Origin of the sequence: Amorphoplanes friuliensis DSM 7358, from assembly GCF_000494755.1 — a bacterium.
GTDB lineage: Bacteria > Actinomycetota > Actinomycetes > Mycobacteriales > Micromonosporaceae > Actinoplanes > Actinoplanes friuliensis.
Window position 1 is genome coordinate 282,779 of sequence record NC_022657.1, and the last position, 20,605, is coordinate 303,383.

Sequence of the window (20,605 nt, forward strand, 5' to 3'; positions counted from 1 at the left end):
ACGGTACGCACAGACAGGCGAGCCTCCCTGGTCATGTTCGTGTTGATCATCGGTCAGGCCGGTGTGATCGCTGCTCTGGGTCTGAGCCAGCTCTGGCTCGTCGACAGCAGCGCCGCCCACCGGACCGGTGCGGTTGCGGGAGCGGTGGCCCTCGGCACACTCGCGTACGGCGTTTCGGCTGTGGCCGGGCGGGTGCAGAGCAACCTGTGGATCTATCTGGTGGGCCGGGTGCGGGGCCGGCTCAACGAGGAGACGCAGCGGGCGATCTCGTCGATCCCGACGATCACGCACGTCGAGCACGGCCCGTACATCGACCGCTGGAACCGGCTGTTCAAGAATTCGCAGTCGCTGGCCGCGATGCCCTGGTCCACTCTCGACGCCGCGGCGGCCGTGGTGAGTCTGGCGGTCACCATCGGTCTGCTGGTGTGGGTCGGTCCGGTGTTGTGCCTGCTGGCGGTGCTGGCCGTGCCGCTGTTCTTTGCGAACCGCCATTCGGACCGGCTGCTGCGCCGGTCGCGGGACGACAACACCGAGCTGCTGCGCCGGGAGCAGCGCCTGCACGAGCTCTGCATCGAGCCCGAACCGGCCAAGGAGGTCATGCTCGCGGGTACCGGTGAGATCTTGAACGATCGTGCGTCCGCGCTGTGGCGGGAGGCCGCCGCCGCGGAGACCCGGGCCCGGTTGCGGGCCGCGGCCGCTCAGGCCGGGGCCTGGCTGCTCTATGCGGCCGGGGTCGCGGCCGCGTTGCTGGTCGTGGCCGACCTCATCGGTGACGGACGGGCGACCGTGGGCGCGGCCGTGCTGGTGGTCTCGCTGGCCACGCAGTTGCAGGCGCAGCTGCGAACGGTGCTCGACAGCCTCAGCACGGTCGCCGAGGCGGGTCAGGTCGTCGACCACTTCTGGTGGCTGCGAAGGTACGCCGAGGAAGCCGCACGCCCGGGCACACCCGCACCCGACGTTCTGGGCGGTGGCATCACGCTGCACGACGTGCGGTTCCGCTACCCGTCGGCCGACACCGACGTTCTGCACGGCATCAGCCTGCACCTGACGCCGGGCAGCACCGTGGCGATCGTCGGCGCCAACGGTGCCGGCAAGTCGACCCTGATCAAGCTGCTCACGGGTGTCTACGAGCCGACCGGCGGCCACATCACCGTCGACGGCGAGCCGCTCGCGGGCATCGACCGGTCGGGCTGGCGTGACCGTCTCTCCGGCGTCTACCAGGACTTCGCCCGCATCCGGCTGCTGACCCGCGAGACGGTCGGCCTGGGCAGTGTCCGGCACATCCGAGACCGCCCCTCGGTTACCGCGGCCGTCGACCGCGCTGGCGCTGCCGACGTGCTGGAGCGGCTCCCGCAGGGCCTCGACACCCAGCTCGGCGCGGCGTTCGGGGGTGTCGAACCGTCCCTCGGTCAGTGGCAGCGGCTCGCCCTGGCCCGGTCGCTGATGCGGGAGGTGTCCGGCGACCGGCCGCCGCTGTGTGTCGTTCTGGACGAGCCGACCGCGGCGCTCGACCCGCTCGCCGAGCACGACCTTTTCCAGCACTTCGTCGAGCAGGTCCGCAGGGCCACCCGGCAGGGCGCTGTCACGGTCCTGGTCTCGCACCGGTTCACCACCGTACGCATGGCCGACGTGATCGTCGTCCTGGAGGACGGGCAGGTGGCGGAGCACGGCACCCACGCCGAGCTGATGGCCGCGGGTGGCGGTTACGCCGAGCTGTACGCCCTCCAGGAACGCGCCTACCGCTGAGGGTCGGAGATCTGCAGGTGCCACCCGGTGTGCAGGGCCGTGTCGACCACCCAGCTGCCGCATTTCGGGCAGGTGTAACCGGCGTCGGTGGTGGCCGCCGTGGTGCCAGGAGCGGGACGTCCGGCGTCGGGGTTGCGGCGCAGAGTGTTCGCCGCGGTCCACAGCAGCAGCCATTCCTGCACCACCGTCTGCGGCGGCACCCGCAGGGCCACGGCCAGGTCTTCCACGAGTGGCCAGGACGGCACCATCTTGCCCGCGAACACTTTGGACAGTGTGGCCTTGCTGTAGTGGACCGCCTCGCCCAGCACGCTGAGCGCGGGTTTGCCGGCGTTCACGTGAGCGAAGGTCAGGCGCTCGGCGAGGTCGCGGGCTGCGGTTTCCGGGTCCATCAGTTTGGCCCGCATGCGGGCCAGCTCGTGCTCCCGGGCCAGGGAGGCGCTCGACGGGCGTCCCGCCGTTCCGGCCGGCTCGGCGAAGGTGCCGGAGGCGGGGAAGCGGGCCCGGTGCCGGCCGCCACCGGGCACGTCGGTGCTGGTCATCACGCGCGACCTCCGCACGGGAGCACCGGCGGGGCAGCGACGGACGGAAGCACTGGCGGGGCCGCGACCGACGGGAGCGCCAGCGAAGCAGCGGTCGACGGGAGGCAGAGCGCAGACGCCCGTGGAGGGCTGTCCAGGGCCAGGCGCGGGCACGACGCCGGCGCCCCCGGGCCGATGCCGGCGCGCCAGGGCGGGCGCCGGACGATGTAGCGGAAAGTCACTGGAGGTACTCCTTCGATGGCACACAAGCAGATGTGGTCTCGGGCCGTTGCTCAGAAAGCGGTGCGGACCTGATGGTGGACAGGTCCGCAGCACCGCGATCGATTGTGCACCAGCACGCCGACGTATTCCACCACGCTCTGTTGCCGTTGCGCGGGCCCGCCGAAGGGTGGCCTGTACCTGCAAGTTGCAGATCTGGTCGACGCTAAAGTTTGTTTACCACGGAACGCACAATGGGCTACCCGTGGGTAGCCCGTCGTCGCAATGACAAAGGGGCCGGAATGGCATCGTGACAATGCCGGGCCGACCCCTCGATCACTTCCGGAAAGACTGCCACCATAGCGGCTTTCCGGGCCCTGCTGATCAGACATCGGCCCGAGACCAATCAGACGCGACATCGAGCGAAAATCGGGAACTTCCGCGGTGACCACCCTACCGGTCGTCCGGACCCATCTCCAGACCGGCGGCGGAACCTCCGTCCCGTGTCCGGTGAGGAGGCCCGCCCACTGCAGGGAGAGGGTGCGCGGGGCCCGGCTCGGGGCGCTACCTGCAGGCAACAACACGAAACGCCGCGGAGGTATTTGCCATCTCCACCTGCGCATCGGCAAATGTGATGATCGTCCGGTGGTGAAACCCGGCGAAACGCGGCGGAACAATGATCACCGGGCCACCGGGTCCGCAAGGTCAGGAATGGTTGCCCTTTCGAATGATCAGAGCTACCCGTTCGGACCCCCGTGCCGATTTACCGGCGGAACCGCTTCCGGCCGGTCGCCGTGATCGGGCGTTGATCTGGCCGCCTCCCACAGTGGATGGTCACTCCGAATAATGGACGCGAGGCGGGCTCATCTTCACGGGTGCAATTATCGTGCCGACAACGGGTGGTAGGTATGGTCCTTCAGCTCACTGACTGCATATCAAATGCAGATGCGTGAAGCGGCTTTCACGGTTTACGGCACCGAAGATCGACAGACCTATATGCGAGCTACAGACCATTCACGGCATGTGCGGAGTTTGACCCGTTCATCTTCACTCAGCGTGAGACGGTTGATCCCTGAAGTGAACGTGTTGCGCGTTATTTCCTGGCACGCCCCAGCGTGTCGTGTCGCGGACAGCGGCGGCCCGCTCGTTTGCACAACTCTTGCAAGCGTTTGCACGACGCGTACCCTGAACGGCGTGACGAGCAGGCTCCTGGCTGTTGCCCAGTACGCAGGCGTTTCCGAGGCGACCGTCAGCCGCGTGCTGCACGACCGTCCCGGGGTGGCCCAGGCGACCCGCGACGCGGTCCTGACCGCTCTCGACGTCTTCGGATATCCCCGGCCCCGGCCTGTACGCGCGGAGCGGGCCCGCCTCATCGGCCTGGTGCTGCCCGACCTGTCCAACCCGGTGTTCCCGGCGTTCGCCGACGTCATCGGGGTGTCGCTGATCCAGCGTGGCCTGGTCCCGGTGCTCTGCACGCGGACCTCCGACGGGGTCTCCGAGGCGCACTACATCCAGATGCTGCTGGCCAACCAGGTCGGCGGGATCATCTTCGTGGGCAGCAGTTTTGCCGACGCCGGCGCCGAGCAGGGCAAGCAGCTGACCGAGCGTCGCCTGCCCATGGTGCTGATCAACGCCGCCGATCAAAATTTGGGTGTGCCGCAGGTCAGCATCGACGATGCGATCGCGGTCGAGCAGGCCACGGCGCATCTGACCGGGCTGGGTCACGAGCGGATCGGTCTCATCCTCGGCCCGGTGGGGCACGTGCCGTCGATGCGCAAGCTCGCCGGCTTCCGGGGTGACCACGACCTGGTCGAGCACACGGTCTTCTCGATGGAGGGCGGCCGGGCCGCGGCGAACAGGCTGCTCGACAAGGGTGTGACCGGCCTGGTCTGTGCCAGCGACGCCCTGGCCCTGGGTGCGATCCGGGGCGTCCGCAAGGCCGGCCTCGACGTGCCGGGCGACGTGTCGGTCGTCGGCTTCGACGACTCGACGTTCATGGGCGTGACCGATCCGCCGCTGACCACGATGCGTCAGCCCGTCCGTGAGATGGCAGCGGCCGCGGTGTCTTCCCTGCTCGCGCAGCTCGACGGCCGGCCGCTGGTCGGTGACGAGATCACCTTCGACCCCGAGCTGATCGTCCGAGGCACGACCGCGCCACAGAAGTCGTAAGTTTGCACGCTCGTGCAAACGAGCGACCGCAAACCCAACTTAAATTTGCGTGATCCTATGGACTTCGTCACAACGACAGTCCTATCCTCGGCCTACGCCGCGGGACGGTTATCGGCCGGCAACACCACCGAAACGCCGATGTCACAGCTCGTCGCGGCCACTGCTCCGATGGAGGGACATCCCCGCGATGAGAAGACGACTTCTGGCGACCACGTTTGCGCTGGGCGCGCTGCTGCTGAGCAGCGCCTGCTCCGGCTCGGGCGACAGCACCGAGGAGGCCGCGACCGGCCCGGTGACCATCACCGTCAACGGCCTGCCGCCGGACACCGACCCGGTCAACCGGAAGAACTTCGAGGAAGACGTCACGAAGTTCATGGACAAGTACCCGGACATCAAGATCGAGGCCAAAGAGGGGATGATGGATCCCCAGACGTTCTCCGCGAAGCTCGCCGGTGGCCAGCTCGAGGACGTCTTCTACGTCTACTTCACCGACCCGCAGGCGCTGATCCGCAAGCGCCAGGTCTCGGACATCAGCAAGTACCTCGGCGAGTTCCCGAACACCAAGGACCTCAAGCCGGAGCTGCTGCGGATCTTCTCCGACGAATCCGGGCACGCGTACGGGCTGCCGTCACAGAACTACTCGATGGGCCTGGTCTACAACCGGGAGCTGTTCAAGAAGGCCGGTCTCGACCCCGCGACCCCGCCCCGGACTTGGGCCGAGGTCCGCGAGGCGGCCAAGAAGATCAACGCCCTGGGTGGCGGTGTGGTCGGCTACGGCGACTACAGCAAGAACAACACCGGTGGCTGGCACTTCACCGCGGAGACGTACTCGCTGGGTGGCGACGTCGCGACACAGGACGGCGAGACCTGGAAGGCGGCGTTCAACACCGCCACCGGTAAGCAGGTGTTGCAGCAGCTCAAGGACATGCGCTGGACCGACAACAGCATGGGTCAGAAGCAGCTGCTCGAATACTCCGACCTGCTGCAGATGATGGGCAGCAACAAGCTCGGCATGTACCTCGGCACCGGCAGCGACATCGTGAACATCGTCAACCAGTACAAGGGCAAGTTCGACACGTACGGGCTCGGGTCGATCCCGGACGGCAAGGGGACGCTCGGCGGCGGTGACGGGTACATGTTCAAGGCGGGTCTGAGCCCCGCGAAGATCAAGGCGGGCCTGACCTGGCTGTCGTACAAGACGGTCGCGCCGGACCGGATCGCGGAGAGCCTGGGCCGGGCCAACAAGAACAAGGAGCCCGTCGGCCTGCCCCAGCCGAACATCTGGGTCGCCGGCTCGCCCTCGGACAAGACCCTGGTCGCCGAGCGCGACAAGCTGAAGAACGTGCCGGTCGAGAACTTCGCGCCGTTCGCCGCGACCGAGACCAGCATCCCCCTCAAGCTCGAGCCGCCGCTGGCCCAGCAGGTCTACGCCGTCCTCGACGTGCCCATGCAGAAGGTGCTCACCGACCGGAACGCCGACATCGACAAGCTCCTTGCCGACGCCGAGGCTCAGGTCAACGGCGTACTGGGAGCAGCCAAATGAGCACAAGACTCTGGCTCGGCGGCGCGATGGCAGCCGTCCTGGTCGCCGGTGTCCTGACCGTCATGCCGTGGGCGAACGCCGCGACCACCACTTACGAGGCTGAGTCGGCGCAGCTCAGCGGGGGTGCCGTCAAGGCCACCGACCACGGCGGATACACCGGTTCGGGCTTCGTGGGCGGGTTCACCGACGGCAACAAAGGCAACGCCACCGCAGGCTTTGCGATCAGCGGCGCGACCGCGGGCGGCAACACCCTGACCCTCCGGTACGCGAACGGCACGGGCGGCGCTCGCACGATGTCGCTGGTGGTCAACGGCACGACACGGCAGCTCAGCCTGCCCGCGACGGCCAACTGGGACACCTGGGGCAGCACCTCTCAGGCCGTGACGCTGAACTCCGGCACCAACACGATTGCGGTCAAGTTCGGCACCGCCGACAACGGCAACATCAATGTGGACAGTCTGGCGGTCGCACCGGCCCCGCCGCCGGCTTCCGGCATCTACGAGGCCGAGTCCGCGCAGCTCAGTGGGGGCGCGGCGACCGAGACCGACCACCCCGGTTACACCGGATCCGGGTTTGTCGGCGGTTTCACGGACGCCAACAAGGGCAACGCCACGGCGAGCTTCGCGGTCAGCGCGGCCTCGGCGGGCAGCGCCCCGGTGACCCTCCGGTACGCGAACGGCACGGGCGCCGCACGCACGATGTCGCTGGTGGTCAACGGCACGACGCAGCAGATCAGCCTGCCGGCCACGGCCAACTGGGACACGTGGGGCACCGCCGCCCAGAACGTGACCCTGAACTCGGGCGCCAACACGATCGCGGTCAAGTACGGCACCGCGGACAGCGGCAACGTCAATCTCGACAACATTGCGGTCGGCTCGGTGAGCACCACGCCGCCTCCCACCGGGGGCAGTGGGCTCGAGCTCGAGAGCGCGTTCCTGGCCGGGGGCGCGAGCACGGCGACGGATGTGGCCGGGTACACGGGATCCGGTTTTGTCACCGGCCTCACCGGCGGCGCGCGGGTCGTGCGTACCGTGAATCTGGCCGCGGCCGGGACGGTCGCGACCACCTTGCGCTTCCGGAATGCGACCGGCGGCGCGCGGACGGTGTCGGTTTATGCCAACGGCCTGAAGCAGGCGCAGCTGAGCCTGGCCGCCGGCACCGGCTGGCAGACCGTCGCGCGGGACGTGCCGCTGCGCACGGGCCTCAACCTGCTCGGATATCAGGTCGACGCGGGCGACTCCGGCGGTGTGCAACTCGACAACGTGGCCGTCGCGGGCAGCACTGCCTTGGCGGCGAGGGGCGCGACCGTGCCCTACACGACCTACGAGGCCGAGGCCGGGCAGACCAACGGCACCGTGCTCGCGGCGAACCGCACCTACACGACCGAGCAGGCGGAAGCCTCGGGCCGGCGGGCGGTCAAGCTCACCGGGACCGGCCAGTACGTGCAGGTCACCCTGAGCAAACCCGCCAACGCCATCACGGTACGAGCAAGCGTGCCGGACGGCTCGACGGCGCCGCTGGCGGTCTACGCGGGCGGCACCAAGGTCACCGATCTGGCCCTGACCTCGAAGTACGCGTGGATGTACGGCGCCTACCCGTTCGACGCGGCACCGGGCGGCGTCAACCCGCACCGGTTCTTCGACGACTCACGGGTGCTGCTGCCGCAGACGTACCCGGCGGGCACGGTCCTCAAGGTGCAGAAGGACACGACCGCCTCGGCGTACGTGACCGTCGACCTGATCGAGGCCGAGGTGGCCGACGCCGCCTACCCCGCACCGGCCGGCTACGTGAACGTCACGGCGTACGGCGCGACACCCAACGACAGCAGCGACGACTCAGGCGCGTTCCGGACCGCGGTCTCGCAGGGCAAGGGCGTCTACATCCCGGCCGGCACGTTTGTGCTCGGCTCGATCGTCACTGTCGCCGGTGTCGACGTCCGCGGTGCGGGCATCTGGCGCACGACGCTCAACGGCCTGAACCGCCGCGGCGGCTTCATGGTCACCGGCAGCAACACGACGCTCGGCGACTTCACCTTCGACGGCGACGTCACCACACGCGACCCCGACTGCTGCGCCAACTCGGACGCGGCCATCGAGGGTGACTTCGGCACCGGATCGCTGATCCACCACGTGGCCACCAACCACGCCAAGGTCGGCCTCTGGGTCAACGGCACCACCGACGGCCTGTACGCGGCCGGCCTGCGCATCCGCAACACCATGGCGGACGGCACCAACTTCACCGGCAACACGAAGAACAGCCGCCTGGAACAGTCGACGTTCCGCAACACCGGCGACGACTCGATGGCCCTCTGGTCCTGGAGCAACACCGGCACGGTCAGCAACACGGTGTTCGCCTTCAACTCGGCGGCGCTGCCCCTGCTGGCCAACACGGTCGGCATCTACGGCGGCACCGGCAACCGCGTCGAGGACAGCCTCTTCTCCGACGTGGTGTTCCAGGGCTCCGGCGTCACGGTGTCGAGCTGGCACAGCGCCAACCCGTTCGGCGGCACGACCACCGTGCAGCGGAACACGCTCACGCGTACGGGATCACACAGCCTGGACTGGGGCAGCGACATCGGGGCGCTGTGGGTTTACGCCGAGGCGAACGACATCACCGGTGCGGTGGTCTTCCGGGACCTCGAGGTCAACGACAGCAGTTACCAGGGCCTGTTGCTGAGCTGGCAGAAGGCGGTGACCAACCTGACGCTCGACCACGTGGCCTTCAACGGCACCGGAACGCTCGGTCTGGAGTTCAACTCACCCGGCACGGGTACGTTCAGTTACGTAACGGTTACTGGGAACGGCGGTCCGGGGCTGGCCAACAACGCCGGCTTCACCATCAACCGCGGCGCCGGCAACAGCGGCTTCTAGCAGGGGGAATCGTGTCTCGGAACTGGTGGCGTCACGCCGCGATCTATCAGGTCTACCCGCGGTCGTTCGCGGATGCGAACGGTGACGGGATCGGTGATCTGGCCGGCATCCGCGCCCGCCTCGGTCACCTGCGCGACCTGGGCATCGACGCCATCTGGTTCAGCCCCTGGTACCCGTCGCCGATGGCCGACGCGGGGTACGACGTGGCCGACTACCGCGACATCGACCCGATGTTCGGGACGCTCGACGAGGCACGGGACCTCATCGCCGAAGCGCACCACCTCGGCATCCGCTCCATCGTGGATGTCGTGCCGAACCACTGCTCCGATCAGCACAAGTGGTTTCAGGAAGCCTTGGGTGCGCGCCTGGGGGAACCCGCCCGGGACCGATTCTGGTTCCGGGCGGGCCGGGGCTCGCTGCCGCCCAACGACTGGCAGTCGACCTTCGGCGGGCCCGCCTGGACACAACTGCCCGACGGCCAGTGGTACCTGCACCTCTTCGCCCGTGAACAACCCGACTTCAACTGGAACCACCCCGAGGTCCGCGCCGAGTTCGAGGACATCCTGCGGTTCTGGTTCGACCTCGGCGTCGACGGCATCCGCATCGACTCGGCGGCCATGTGTGTCAAGGACCCCGGCCTGGGCGAGATCAAGGACGGCGAGCCGCACCCGTACGTCGACCAGGACGGCACCCACGAGATCTACCGCGCGTGGCGCCGCATCGCCGACTCGTACGAGGAGCCCCGCGCGCTGATCGGCGAGGTCTGGCTCGCCGACTCCGACCGGTTCGCCAAGTATCTGCGGCCGGACGAGATGCACACCGCGTTCAATTTCGACTTCCTCGGCTGCCCCTGGGACGCCAAGGCGCTGCGCCGCGTCATCGACGACACGCTCGCCTCGCACGCCCAGGTCGGCGCTCCGAGCACCTGGGTCCTCTCCAACCACGACGTCACCCGGCACGTCACCCGGTACGCCCGCGCCGACACCGCCTTCGAGTTTGCGCTGCGCGGAGCCCGGCACCTCCAGCCGACCGACCCGGCCCTCGGTGAACGCCGCGCCCGGGCCGCCGCCCTGCTGACCACGTCCCTGCCCGGCTCGGTCTACGTCTACCAGGGCGAGGAGCTCGGCCTGCCCGAGGTCGAGGACCTGCCGGACGAGATCCGCGACGACCCGATGTACACGCGCAGCGGCGGCTCCGACCCCGGCCGCGACGGCTGCCGGATCCCGCTGCCGTGGACGTCCACCGGCCCGGCCCTGGGCTTCAACACCACCGGCGAAACCTGGCTGCCGCAGCCGGCGTCCTGGGCGGCTCTGTCCGTGGAGGCCCAGGAATCCGACCCGGACTCGATGCTGCATCTCTACCGTTCGGCCCTGTCCGCGCGCCGAACGCTGGACGGCCCGATGACCTGGCTGGACGCGCCGGACGGCGTGCTCGCCTTCAGCCGGGGCACCTTCGCCTGCCTGGTCAACCTGTCCGCTGCGCCCGTGCCGCTGCCGGCCGGCTCGGCGATCGTACTCGCCAGCGGCCCGCTCGCGGACGGTGACCTTCCGCCCGACGCGGCCGTCTGGCTGCAAACCCTAGACTCGCCCTCATGACCCGCAGACTCGCCGACGTCGCCCAGCACGTCGGGGTCAGCCAGGCCACGGTGTCCCGCGTGCTCAACGACAAACCCGGCATCTCGCAGGCCACCCGGGACGCGGTCCTCACGGCCCTCGACGTCCTCGGCTACGAACGCCCCAACAAACTCCGCGGCGAACGCGCCCGCCTCGTCGGCATCGTGCTCCCGGAAATGACCAACCCGGTCTTCCCAGCTCTCGCCGAGGCCATGGCGGGCGCTCTCGCCAAGCGCGGCTTCAGCCCGGTGCTCTGCACCCGTACGGTCGACGGGGTCCCCGAGGCGGACTACGTCTCGATCCTCCTGGAACAACAGGTCTCCGGCGTCCTCTTCGGCGGCGGCCTCTACCAGGAAGCGGACGCCGACCACACCCACTACGCAGCCCTGCGCGAACGGTCCCTGCCGACCGTGCTGGTCAACGCCGCGGTCGAAGGACTCGGCTTCCCCCAGGTCTGCACCGACGACGGCCACGGCATCGACCAGGCCTACGGCCACCTGGCGGCCCTCGGGCACGACCGCATCGGGCTGCTGCTCGGCCCGGCCGACCACGTGCCGAGCGCTCGCAAACTGGCGGCGTACCTCGCGGCCCGCGAACGCCACGGCCACGACGGCCCGGCCCTCATCGGCCGCTCCCCGTTCGCCATGGCCGAAGCCCAGGTCGCCGCCGCCCGCATGATCACCGAAGGCGCGGGCGCCCTCATCTGCGCCAGCGACGTCGCCGCCATCGGCGCGATCCGCGCCGCCCACCGCATGGGCCGCTCGGTGCCGGGCGACGTGTCGATCATCGGCTACGACGACTCCCCGGTGATGGCCTGCACGGACCCGCCGCTGACCACGATCCGCCAGCCGGTCGACGCGATGGGCCACGCGGCGGTCTCCCTGCTCCTCCACCAGATCGACGGCCACCCCGGCCGAAACGAAGAACTCCTCTTCGAACCCGAACTCGTGGTCCGCAACACCACCGGCGCTGCACGCAAGACCGGGGTCGCGGCACTTTCCTGATCGAGACCCTCCGAAGTGGTGGGTCCGGGAAGGGACCATGCCGAACCACGACGAGAACAGTGAAGCTGTGCTGGCACTGAACACAGCGCTGATCAGCGTGCCTGCCGCCTGGGTGAGCTCCGGCTCGCTGGCCGTGACGGCGATCGCTGCCGCTACCGCCTTCGCATCATTTGCCGTTTATCTACACCGCCGCTTCCCCTGATCGGCGGGACGGCTGCACGCTGACGCGGTCAGCCGCACTTACCTGATGAGATCCAGGAGAACCGGCGGGTGCTGGACATGAGTCGTTGCCTGCAGCCAACGACTGATGTGCGCTACCCGACGCTCCGGGGCCGTCCGGCCCCTCGAAGAGTGCCGTCCGTGGGCGGCAACCTGTCCGATCGGAGTAGCGCGTGGTCGAGCACGCTGGGACGAAGTTCGAGGACTTCTATCGCGCCGAGTTGAGGCCGCTGATCTGGTTTGCCGTGCGCGTCGGTGCCGCGCGCGCGGAAACCGAGGACGTGGCGCAGGAGGCGATGAAAGCGGCCTGGGCCGGCTGGGCCAGGATCGAGAACCCGCGGGCCTACGTCCGGACGGCTGTCCTGCGGGTGGTCAGACGAACCGGGTACCAGGTCAAACGCAACCAGGAGGCGGCGCTGCGGGCAGCCGGACCGCCCGGTGTCGGCGCTGAGTCCTTCGAGGCGGAGGCGCGCCGGGTGCTCGATCTGCTCCGGGCCCTTCCCGAGGCGCAACGGGAGGTGATGGCGCTGACGATGGACGGCTACGACCCGCTGGCGATCTCGCAGATCACCGGTCGTAAGGACAGCACCGTGCGCTCGCACCTGCGCCATGCACGGCGGAATCTCACCCGGGCGATCGACGAACACCATCCGGAGAAGGAGGCGAACGATGGATCATGACAGCACCGAGGCCCTCGATCGGCTCCTCGATCGGGCCACCAGCTCGGCCCTGAAGACGCTGGCGGCCGAGGTCGACGTCGACGACCGATGGCGTGAGCTTCAGCGCGACGTGGGGGAGGGCGAACCGCCGCCTAGCGCTTCGGGGGAGTGCGGGTGACCTGGCAGTCGCCGGCGGTCCAGGTGTCGTAGCGGGTGAGCCAGTTGAGGCAGAAGCCGCCGGTGCGTTGTTGCGCCATGTCGCCGACCTGGGTGTCGACGTCCTCGCGCCAGTAGCGGGGCATGCTGCCGGCGCCGGGCGGGCGGAGCTGGACGTTGTCGACCGTGACCGGGGGGACGAGCAGGCGGGCGGCGCGGCTGGCGTCGACGTGGACCTCCACGTATTGCTCGACGTAGGCGGTGGGGCCGATCGGGAGCTGCTGGGCGGTCAGGAGGTTCCAGCGGTTGTTCCACCAGAGCCACGCCTGCCAGACGTTGTTGCCGTCGGTGTGCAGGTCGAGCCATGCTTTGTCGCCCGGGCGCAGCTGGTACTGGTCGTAGAACTGCCAGGTCTTCGTGTTGGTGTTGAAGGTGTAGATGTGCTGGCGGCCGGCGCCCGCCCAGCCGGTCTCGGCCCAGCCGGCCTCGAGCCAGGCGATGTTGCCGCCGCCCAGGTCGCGCTTGACCATGAAACGGCCGGCGACGAAGTCGTACGTGCCGGGGCGGACGCCGCCGTCGACGATGCCGATGCGGCCGGAGACGCCGCCCCATTCGCCGCCGGTGCCGGCGCCGAGGTGGTGGTAGCCGCTGGGGGTCGTCATGGCTTCGCGGATGCGGTCGAGGCGGACGCCGGATTCGAGGATGGGTCCGCGGGCCCGGCAGGCGCCCGGGGTGCTGCGGCCGGCCGGTCCGGTCGGAGGTGTGGTGGACGCCTCACCCACCGGGCAGGTGGGCAGGCGGTGGCCACGGTGCGACTCGGCCGGTGCTGTCAGCGCCAAGGCTGTGAGCAGGCCACCAAGGGCACACCACCGTGCTACGGACCGGAACTTCACGCTGCCCACCTCGCCCTGCCCAGTCCGGAAAAACAAATCTATGGCTCAACGCCGGACGAGATCGTCCAGTGACGGTTCGCGCCCGGCGATCACTGCCGTGGTCGTGGTGCAAGACTGGGAACATGGCTTCGAAGGGCTTCCCGTACAGCGATCTGCAGAGCTTCATCGCCGCCCTGGAGAAGGCCGGTGAACTGCGGCGGGTCAGCGTTCCGGTCGATCCGACGCTGGAGATCAGCGAGGTGGTGACCCGGACGGTCCGTGCCGGCGGTCCGGCTCTGCTCTTCGAGCGGCCGACGCGCGGTGAGATGCCGATCGTGATCAACCTCTTCGGTACGGAGAAGCGGATGGCGATGGCACTCGGCGTCGATTCGCTGGACGAGATCGGGGACCGGATCGGTTCGCTGATCCAGCCGGAGCTGCCGGTCGGCTGGTCGGGCATCCGTGAGGGCATCGGCAAGGTGCTGCAGCTCAAGTCCATCCCGCCGCGGAAGGTCAAGAGCGCGCCGTGCCAGGAGGTGGTGCTCAAGGGTGACGAGGTCGACCTGGGCAAGCTGCCCGGCCTGCAGGTCTGGCCCGGCGACGGCGGCATCTTCCACAACTACGGGCTGACCCACACGAAGCACCCGGAGACCGGCAAGCGCAATCTGGGGCTCTACCGGCTGCAGCAGCACTCGAAGAACACCCTCGGCATGCACTGGCAGATCCACAAGGACAGCACCGCGCACCACGCCGTCGCCGAACGCCGGGGCGAGCGGCTGCCCGTCGCGATCGCGATCGGCTGTGACCCGGTGGTCAGCTACGCCGCCAGCGCACCCCTGCCCGGTGACATCGACGAGTACCTGTTCGCGGGCTTCCTGCGCGGTGAGCGTGTCGAGATGGTCGACTGCCTGACCGTGCCGTTGCAGGTCCCGGCGGAGGCGCAGATCATCCTCGAGGGTTACCTGGAGCCGGGGGAGCGCGCCCCCGAGGGACCGTTCGGCGACCACACCGGCTTTTACACCCCGGTCGAGCCTTTCCCGGTGCTGCACATCGAGTGCATGACGATGCGCAAGAAGCCGGTCTACCACTCGATCGTCACGTCGAAGCCGCCGCAGGAGGACCACGGGCTGGGCAAGGCCACCGAGCGGATCTTCCTGCCGCTGCTCAAGATGCTGATCCCGGACATCGTCGACTACGACATGCCGGCGGCCGGTGTCTTCCACAACTGCGTGATCGTCTCGATCCGCAAGCGCTACCCCAAACACGCCCAGAAGATCATGAACGCGATCTGGGGCGCCCACCTGATGTCGCTGTCGAAGCTCATCGTGATCGTCGACGAGGACTGTGACGTCCACGACTACAACGAGGTCGCTTTCCGGGCGTTCGGCAACGTCGACTACGACCGCGACCTGCTCGTCACGCAGGGGCCCGTCGATCACCTCGACCACGCGTCCTACCAGCAGTTCTGGGGCGGTAAGGCGGGCCTGGACGCCACCCGTAAGCTGCCGGCCGAGGGTTACACGCGCGGCTGGCCGGAAGAGATGACCATGGCGCCGGAGGTGGCCGCCCTCGTCGACAAACGCTGGAAGGAGTACGGGATCTCGTGACCACTGTCGCGTCGGCCCCCGAGCAGCCCGGCAAGGTCAAGGCCTTCCTGCGGCTGGTGGCCATCGAGCACTCCGTCTTCGCGCTGCCGTTCGCGTACCTGTCGGCGCTGGTCGCGATGGATCGCCTCGGCACCGGTGTGCACTGGGTCGACCTGTTGCTGGTCACGGTCGCGATGGTGTCCGGGCGTACGTTTGCCATGGCCGCCAACCGCATCCTGGACCGCAGGATCGACGCCTTGAACCCGCGTACCAAAAATCGGGAGCTGGTGACCGGGGCGGTGAGTGTGCGCACGGCCTGGACCGGCGCGGCCGTGTCCCTGGTCGTGCTCTTCGTGGCCGCGGGCCTGCTCAACTGGCTGTGCCTGGTGCTGTCGCCGCTGGCCGTGATTCCGCTGATCGTCTACCCGTACGCGAAGCGGTTCACGAACTTCCCGCACTACGTGCTGGCGCTGGCCCAGGCGGTCGCGCCCGTGGGTGCCTGGCTGGCGATCACCGGCACGTTCGACGGTTCGGGGCCGGCCTGGGTGCTCGGTGTTGCGGTCGGTCTCTGGATCGGCGGCTTCGACATCATCTACGCCTGCCAGGACGTCGACGTCGACCGGCAGATCGGTGTGCACTCGACGCCGGCCCGCTTCGGGGTCCGCACGGCGCTGCGCATCTCGACCGTCACGCACGTGGTGACGTTTGTGCTGTTCGTCTGGTTCGGCCAGCTGGTCGGGCTCGGCTGGCTCTGGTGGGTGGGGCTGGCGCTGACCGCGGTCGCGTTCGCCTACCAGCACATCGTGGTCACCGAGAACGACCTGTCGAAGGTCAACCGGGCGTTCTTCACGGCCAACGGCTTTGTCGGGATCGCACTCTTCCTCTTTGCGCTCCTCGATCTGATTTTGTTGTAACCCGCCATGGCACTCCTTCCGTCTAGTCCCCGTGAGTGACAGAGAGACGGAGTTCCGGGACTTCGTCAGCGCACAACTGGAGCCCTTGCGCGGCCTGGCCTACCTCACGTGCGGCGACTGGCAGGTGGCGGAGGACGCGGTCCTCACGGTGCTCGCCAAGCTGTACGTGAAGTGGAACCGCGTCGACCGGCCGGACAGTTACGCCCGCACGGCGGTGGTCCGCGCGGCGATCGACGAGACCCGGCGGCCCTGGTGGCGCCGGGAGAAGTCGCACAGCCACGCGATGCCCGAGCGTTCGCTGCCCGACCGGACCGGCATGGTCGACGACCGGATGCATCTGCGGCAGGCGTTGATGCAGGTGCCTCCGAGGCTGCGGGCCGTCCTGGTCCTGCGGTTCCTCGAGGGCCTGAGCGTGCAGCAGACCGCCGAGGCCATGGGCTGCCCCGAGGGCACGGTGAAGAGCTACACGTCCCGTGGGCTCGAAGCGCTGCGCGAAATCCTGGGTGTTGATCTTTCTGCGGGGACAAGGGAGGGACGTCATGAAGCTAGAGCTGTCTGAGTTGCTGAAAGAGGCCAAGGCGGACGCGCCGCCGCCCCGCTACGGGGTGGACGACGCGGTCGCCGCGGGCCGCAAGCTGAAGGCCCGGCGCCGGACCCTGTGGAGTGTCGGCGGAGGCGCGGCCCTGGCTGTCGCCGTCGCCGGGGTTGTCGTGCTGCCGCAGGTCGTCGCCCGCCAGGACGCTCCGGCGACGCCGTCCGCCGCCGCGGCGGCGGCACCGTCCGAGGCCAAGCCGAAGGCCGTGCCGCTGACCTACCCCGAGAGCCGCTGGGAGTACGCGTTCCACGGGTACAAGACCGGGAAGTACCAGGTCAATGAGCCGTTCCTGGTGACCGCCGGCTTCCAGCAGGCGACGATCCGGATCGGTGACGAGGTCGAAGAGGTCTACGGCGAGCTCAAGCGCCCCCTCGAGGAGGGCGAGCAGCCGAAGAAGGAAGATTACAAGATCGCGTACTCCGCGCCCGGTTCGAGCCTGCTGCTGACCGTGTACCGGCCCGGTGCCTTCGACCCGGCCCTGTTCGCCGACGGCACCAAGGTCAGCGTCGGCGGCAAGTCCGGTCTCTTCAAGAAGAACGCCCACCTCGACGGCGACCCGACGCGGAAGGACGAGGGCCACCCCGGACTCGCCTGGAAGTACGCCGGCAACGCCTGGGCTGTGATCAACACCTCCAAGCCGAACGAGACGAGCAGCAAGGACCTCGTGGCGATCGCTCAGGGCCTCAGCGGCGCCGAGGCGTACCCGGCCACCGTCGCCACCAAGCTCAACTTCGTGCCGGCCGGATACGAGCTGGTCTCCGGTGGCCGCGGCGCCGACTGGCCGAACGGCACCGGCGAGTTCCAGCGGACCAACCTGCGCCTGGTCAAGGGGGCCGAGGAGAAGGCTACCGGCCTGAAGACGCCGGTGCTCGACGACGAGAACAGCAAGGTCCAGGACATCCGGATCAACCTGTACCGCACCGACTTCTCCGAGAACCGCCCGCCGCAGGGCGCCGACCAGCTGGCGCCGTACTGCAACAGCGGCAACACCAAGCTCTGCTACCGCATGGCACCGGGCGGCAAGTGGCAGGTGGAGATCGAGGGCAGCGGCCAGGAGCCGACGTCCGAGCTGAAGAAGATCCTCGCCGGGATCACCTTCGCGTCGATCGAGGACGGCGCGACCTGGTTCCCGATCGAGAGCGCCACGCCGTAGCGCATCCTTGAGGGATGCGAACACCCTGGATCGTCGGTGTCTCAGGAGCCTCCGGTACGCCCTACGCGCGGGCGGTGCTCGGTGCGCTCCTGGACGCCGGCGAATCGGTGGACCTGGTCGTCTCCAAGGCGGCCAGGCTCACCCTGCTCGACGAGACGGGTGCAACGGTCCGCGACGCGCACTGGAAGGACGACGTCGCGGCCTGGCTGGGACGGGACCTCGGTGACCTGGCCTACTGGCCCGCGGGTGACCTGGCGGCGGGGCCGAGCAGCGGCTCGTACCCCGCCAAGGGCATGGCGGTCGTGCCCGCCAGCACGGCTGCCTGTGCCGGCATCGCCATCGGGCTGTCCAAGGATCTGCTGCAACGAGCCGCCGAGGTCACCCTCAAGGAACGCCGCCGCACGGTGATCGTGCCGCGCGAGACCCCGGTGACCCGCAGCCACCTGGAGCATCTTCTCGCGTTGCACGACGCCGGTGCCGTGGTCCTGCCGGCCAGTCCGGGCTTCTACGGCGCCGGTGCACGAGCCACCGCGGGGCAGCTCGTGGACTTCGTGGCCGGCAAGGTGCTGGACGCTCTGGGCGTACCCCACGAACTTTTTACCCGCTGGACCGGTGATCTCGGGTCCGGTCGCCAGGTTTAGTTGTCCGTAATGGGGTACTAATGTCCTATGCGAGGTGTCAGCGCAATCCGTTGGGCGGACCGTAACTCGAACCCGGGTTGGTCGGGCCGCCGTTCCGGGGCCGATTGGCCGCGTCGTCCTCACGCATCTCCTCGACGACACCGTCGCCTTCGAGCAGCGCTCGCACCTCTGACTCACGGAACCGGCGGTGGCCACCCGGAGTACGGATGCTGCCGATGCGTCCGGCGGCTGCCCAGCGCGTGACCGTCTTCGGATCCACCCGGAACAGCGCGGCCACCTCCCCGGGCGTCAGCAGTCGATCTCCTGTGTCCACGGCCCTCTCCTCGCGTCGTGTTGGAGCGCCGGTGGTCACGGTGAGTGTCGGCGTGCTCGATCGGGACGTAGTGCCATTAGAGCACCGCCAAAAACAGCAAGTCGCTGAAATGCGGAAAAAGCCCCGATTGCGACGTTGACCATTATCCTTGCCTGCTCGGGCGATCCTTACCCACTACCGGGCGTGAGGTACCCGAAGTGTCGCACTAACCTCTGAAGCCATGGACGCCATCGACCTGCGCCTGATCGACCTGCTGCGGGAGAACGCCCGCTCGTCGTACGCCGAACTGGCCCGGCAGGTGGGTCTCTCGGCCCCCGCGGTGCACGAGCGGGTCGGCAAACTGGAGGCCGGCGGGACCATCCGGGCCTACCGGGCCGAAGTTGACCACGAGGCGATCGGGCTCGGTGTGACCGCCCTGATCGGCATCGTCGAGGACTCCGGCGCCGACACCGACGACGTGCTCGCCGCGCTGCGGATCATGCCCGAGATCGAGTCCTGCCACTTCATGGCGGGTGTCGAGTCGTACCAGCTCACCGTCCGGGTCGGCACGATCGCGGAGCTGGAGCAGCTGATCGTCCGGATCAACCGCACCGCCGGCGTCGCCTCGACCCGCACGGCGATCGCCCTCTCCACCAAGTGGGAGAACCGCCCCCAGCCGGGCCTCGATCCGACGGTAGGTTGAGACATGCATCAGCTGGACCGCTGCGACGACGCCGCCCGCGACTGGGAACGCAACGCCATCGCGCTGGTGGAGGCCGACGCGAACCGCTCGGCCGACACCCACCTGCTCCCGTTCCCGCTGCCGCGGTCCTGGGGCATCGACCTCTACCTCAAGGACGAGTCCTCCCACCCCACCGGCTCCCTCAAGCACCGTCTCGCCCGATCCCTCTTCCTGTACGCCCTCTGCAACGGCTGGATCGGCCCGGACACCCCGATCGTCGAGGCTTCCTCGGGGTCGACGGCGGTCAGTGAGGCGTACTTCGCGCGGATGCTGGGGCTGGAGTTCATCGCCGTCATGCCCGCGAGCACGTCACCCGAGAAGATCTCGCTGATCGAGTTCCAGGGCGGCAAGTGCCACCTCGTCGACGACCCGACGGCTGCCGTCGGCGCGGCACGCACGCTGGCAGCCGACCTCGGTGGCCACTTCATGGACCAGTTCACCCACGCCGAACGCGCCACGGACTGGCGCGGCAACAACAACATCGCCGAGTCGATCTACGCGCAGCTGGGGCTCGAGCGTCATCCCGTACCGGCCTGGATCGTCGTCGGGGCGGGCACGGGCGGGACCAGCGCGACCATCGGGCGGTTTGCTCGCTACCGGCGTTTTCCCACCCGCCTCTGCGTCGTCGACCCCGAGGGCTCGGCGTTCTGGCCCGCGTACGTCGCGAGCGACTGGTCCGTCAGCACCGGGCGCGGCTCGCGCATCGAGGGCATCGGACGGCCCAAGGTCGAGGCGTCCTTCCAGCCCTCGGTCGTCGACCGCATGGTGCACGTGCCCGACGCCGCGTCGCTCGCCGCGATGCGGTCCGGCTCGGCGGTGCTCGGGCGCGGCGTCGGTGGTTCCACCGGTACGAACCTGTGGGGCGCGTTCGGGCTGATCGCCGAGATGCTGGCCGCCGGGCGTACGGGATCGGTGGTCACCCTGATCTGCGACGGCGGCGAGCGGTACGCGGACACCTACTACTCCGACGACTGGGTGGCCGCCCAGGGCCTCGATCTGGAGCCGCATCAAGCCACCATCAGCACGTTCCTGGCAACCGGACAGTGGGGGCAGCGCGGCGACGGCGGACCTGGAAGGATCGACCCTTAAGCAGC

The 20,605-nt window shown here is 68.8% G+C and carries 19 protein-coding genes; 16 read left to right on the forward strand and 3 right to left on the reverse strand.

Features of this window, described 5'->3' with window-relative positions; genetic code table 11:
* Window positions 1-33: 33 nt before the first annotated feature.
* Entirely contained in the window at window positions 34-1,746 is a 1,713-nt protein-coding gene (locus AFR_RS01405; protein ID WP_023357503.1) for an ABC transporter ATP-binding protein, read from the forward strand.
* On the opposite strand, the gene AFR_RS01410 is transcribed toward AFR_RS01405, so the two are convergent.
* Complete coding sequence (locus AFR_RS01410; RefSeq protein ID WP_023357504.1) at window positions 1,737-2,285, reverse strand: helix-turn-helix domain-containing protein; 549 nt, start codon at window positions 2,283-2,285, stop codon at window positions 1,737-1,739. The genes AFR_RS01405 and AFR_RS01410 overlap by 10 nt on opposite strands.
* Before the next feature lie 1,392 nt (window positions 2,286-3,677).
* Here AFR_RS01410 and AFR_RS01415 point away from each other — a divergent pair.
* From AFR_RS01415 to AFR_RS46625, 8 genes are all read left to right on the forward strand, one after another.
* Entirely contained in the window at window positions 3,678-4,652 is a 975-nt protein-coding gene (locus AFR_RS01415; protein WP_023357505.1) for a LacI family DNA-binding transcriptional regulator, read from the forward strand.
* 187 nt (window positions 4,653-4,839) lie between these two features.
* Window positions 4,840-6,195 (forward strand): ABC transporter substrate-binding protein, encoded by a 1,356-nt coding sequence (locus tag AFR_RS01420; protein WP_023357506.1) that lies wholly within the window; start codon window positions 4,840-4,842, stop codon window positions 6,193-6,195.
* Window positions 6,192-9,065, forward strand: a complete 2,874-nt coding sequence (locus AFR_RS01425) for a carbohydrate-binding protein (RefSeq protein ID WP_023357507.1) — start codon at window positions 6,192-6,194, stop codon at window positions 9,063-9,065. Before AFR_RS01420 ends, AFR_RS01425 begins: the two co-directional genes overlap by 4 nt.
* Before the next feature lie 11 nt (window positions 9,066-9,076).
* Window positions 9,077-10,660 carry a glycoside hydrolase family 13 protein gene (locus AFR_RS01430; protein WP_023357508.1) on the forward strand — a complete coding sequence of 528 codons (1,584 nt, stop codon included), beginning with the start codon at window positions 9,077-9,079 and terminating at the stop codon, window positions 10,658-10,660.
* Window positions 10,657-11,682, forward strand: coding sequence for a LacI family DNA-binding transcriptional regulator (locus tag AFR_RS01435; protein ID WP_023357509.1), 1,026 nt, complete (start codon window positions 10,657-10,659; stop codon window positions 11,680-11,682). The genes AFR_RS01430 and AFR_RS01435 overlap by 4 nt, the downstream gene beginning before the upstream one ends.
* Before the next feature lie 37 nt (window positions 11,683-11,719).
* Window positions 11,720-11,884, forward strand: a complete 165-nt coding sequence (locus AFR_RS46620; protein ID WP_158510503.1) for a hypothetical protein — start codon at window positions 11,720-11,722, stop codon at window positions 11,882-11,884.
* A 190-nt stretch (window positions 11,885-12,074) separates the two neighbouring features.
* Window positions 12,075-12,581: an RNA polymerase sigma factor gene (locus AFR_RS01440; protein ID WP_023357510.1), complete on the forward strand. Its 507-nt coding sequence runs from the start codon at window positions 12,075-12,077 to the stop codon at window positions 12,579-12,581.
* On the forward strand, window positions 12,571-12,738 hold the full coding sequence (locus AFR_RS46625; RefSeq protein ID WP_158510504.1) for a hypothetical protein: 168 nt from the start codon (window positions 12,571-12,573) through the stop codon (window positions 12,736-12,738). The genes AFR_RS01440 and AFR_RS46625 overlap by 11 nt, the downstream gene beginning before the upstream one ends.
* Here the strand turns inward: AFR_RS46625 and AFR_RS01445 are convergent.
* The gene (locus AFR_RS01445; protein WP_238547220.1) at window positions 12,713-13,555 is read right to left on the reverse strand and encodes a hypothetical protein; all 843 of its coding nucleotides are present in this window, start codon (window positions 13,553-13,555) and stop codon (window positions 12,713-12,715) included. The two genes, AFR_RS46625 and AFR_RS01445, sit on opposite strands and share 26 nt — an antisense overlap.
* Window positions 13,556-13,731: 176 nt before the next feature.
* Between AFR_RS01445 and AFR_RS01450 the strand changes: the two genes are divergently transcribed.
* Genes AFR_RS01450 through AFR_RS01470 form a run of 5 tightly spaced genes read left to right on the forward strand, consistent with a single transcriptional unit; the run spans window position 13,732 to window position 18,477 of the window.
* Window positions 13,732-15,195, forward strand: coding sequence for a menaquinone biosynthesis decarboxylase (locus AFR_RS01450; protein WP_023357512.1), 1,464 nt, complete (start codon window positions 13,732-13,734; stop codon window positions 15,193-15,195).
* Entirely contained in the window at window positions 15,192-16,088 is an 897-nt protein-coding gene (gene mqnP / locus AFR_RS01455) for a menaquinone biosynthesis prenyltransferase MqnP (protein WP_023357513.1), read from the forward strand. The genes AFR_RS01450 and mqnP overlap by 4 nt, the downstream gene beginning before the upstream one ends.
* A 31-nt stretch (window positions 16,089-16,119) precedes the next feature.
* A complete protein-coding gene (locus AFR_RS01460) occupies window positions 16,120-16,647 on the forward strand; it encodes a SigE family RNA polymerase sigma factor (RefSeq protein WP_023357514.1) in 528 nt (175 codons plus the stop codon).
* A complete protein-coding gene (locus tag AFR_RS01465; RefSeq protein WP_148307843.1) occupies window positions 16,628-17,836 on the forward strand; it encodes a hypothetical protein in 1,209 nt (402 codons plus the stop codon). Before AFR_RS01460 ends, AFR_RS01465 begins: the two co-directional genes overlap by 20 nt.
* A gap of 14 nt (window positions 17,837-17,850) precedes the next feature.
* Window positions 17,851-18,477, forward strand: coding sequence for a UbiX family flavin prenyltransferase (locus tag AFR_RS01470; protein WP_023357516.1), 627 nt, complete (start codon window positions 17,851-17,853; stop codon window positions 18,475-18,477).
* A gap of 37 nt (window positions 18,478-18,514) precedes the next feature.
* Here AFR_RS01470 and AFR_RS01475 read toward each other — a convergent pair whose 3' ends face one another.
* Window positions 18,515-18,790: a BldC family transcriptional regulator gene (locus AFR_RS01475; protein WP_023357517.1), complete on the reverse strand. Its 276-nt coding sequence runs from the start codon at window positions 18,788-18,790 to the stop codon at window positions 18,515-18,517.
* A gap of 220 nt (window positions 18,791-19,010) precedes the next feature.
* On the opposite strand from AFR_RS01475, the gene AFR_RS01480 reads away from it, so the two are divergent.
* Together AFR_RS01480 and cds1 are read left to right on the forward strand one after the other, a co-directional pair.
* Entirely contained in the window at window positions 19,011-19,472 is a 462-nt protein-coding gene (locus AFR_RS01480; protein ID WP_023357518.1) for an Lrp/AsnC family transcriptional regulator, read from the forward strand.
* 3 nt (window positions 19,473-19,475) lie between these two features.
* Complete coding sequence (cds1, locus tag AFR_RS01485) at window positions 19,476-20,600, forward strand: L-cysteine desulfhydrase Cds1 (protein ID WP_023357519.1); 1,125 nt, start codon at window positions 19,476-19,478, stop codon at window positions 20,598-20,600.
* Window positions 20,601-20,605 lie beyond the last annotated feature (5 nt).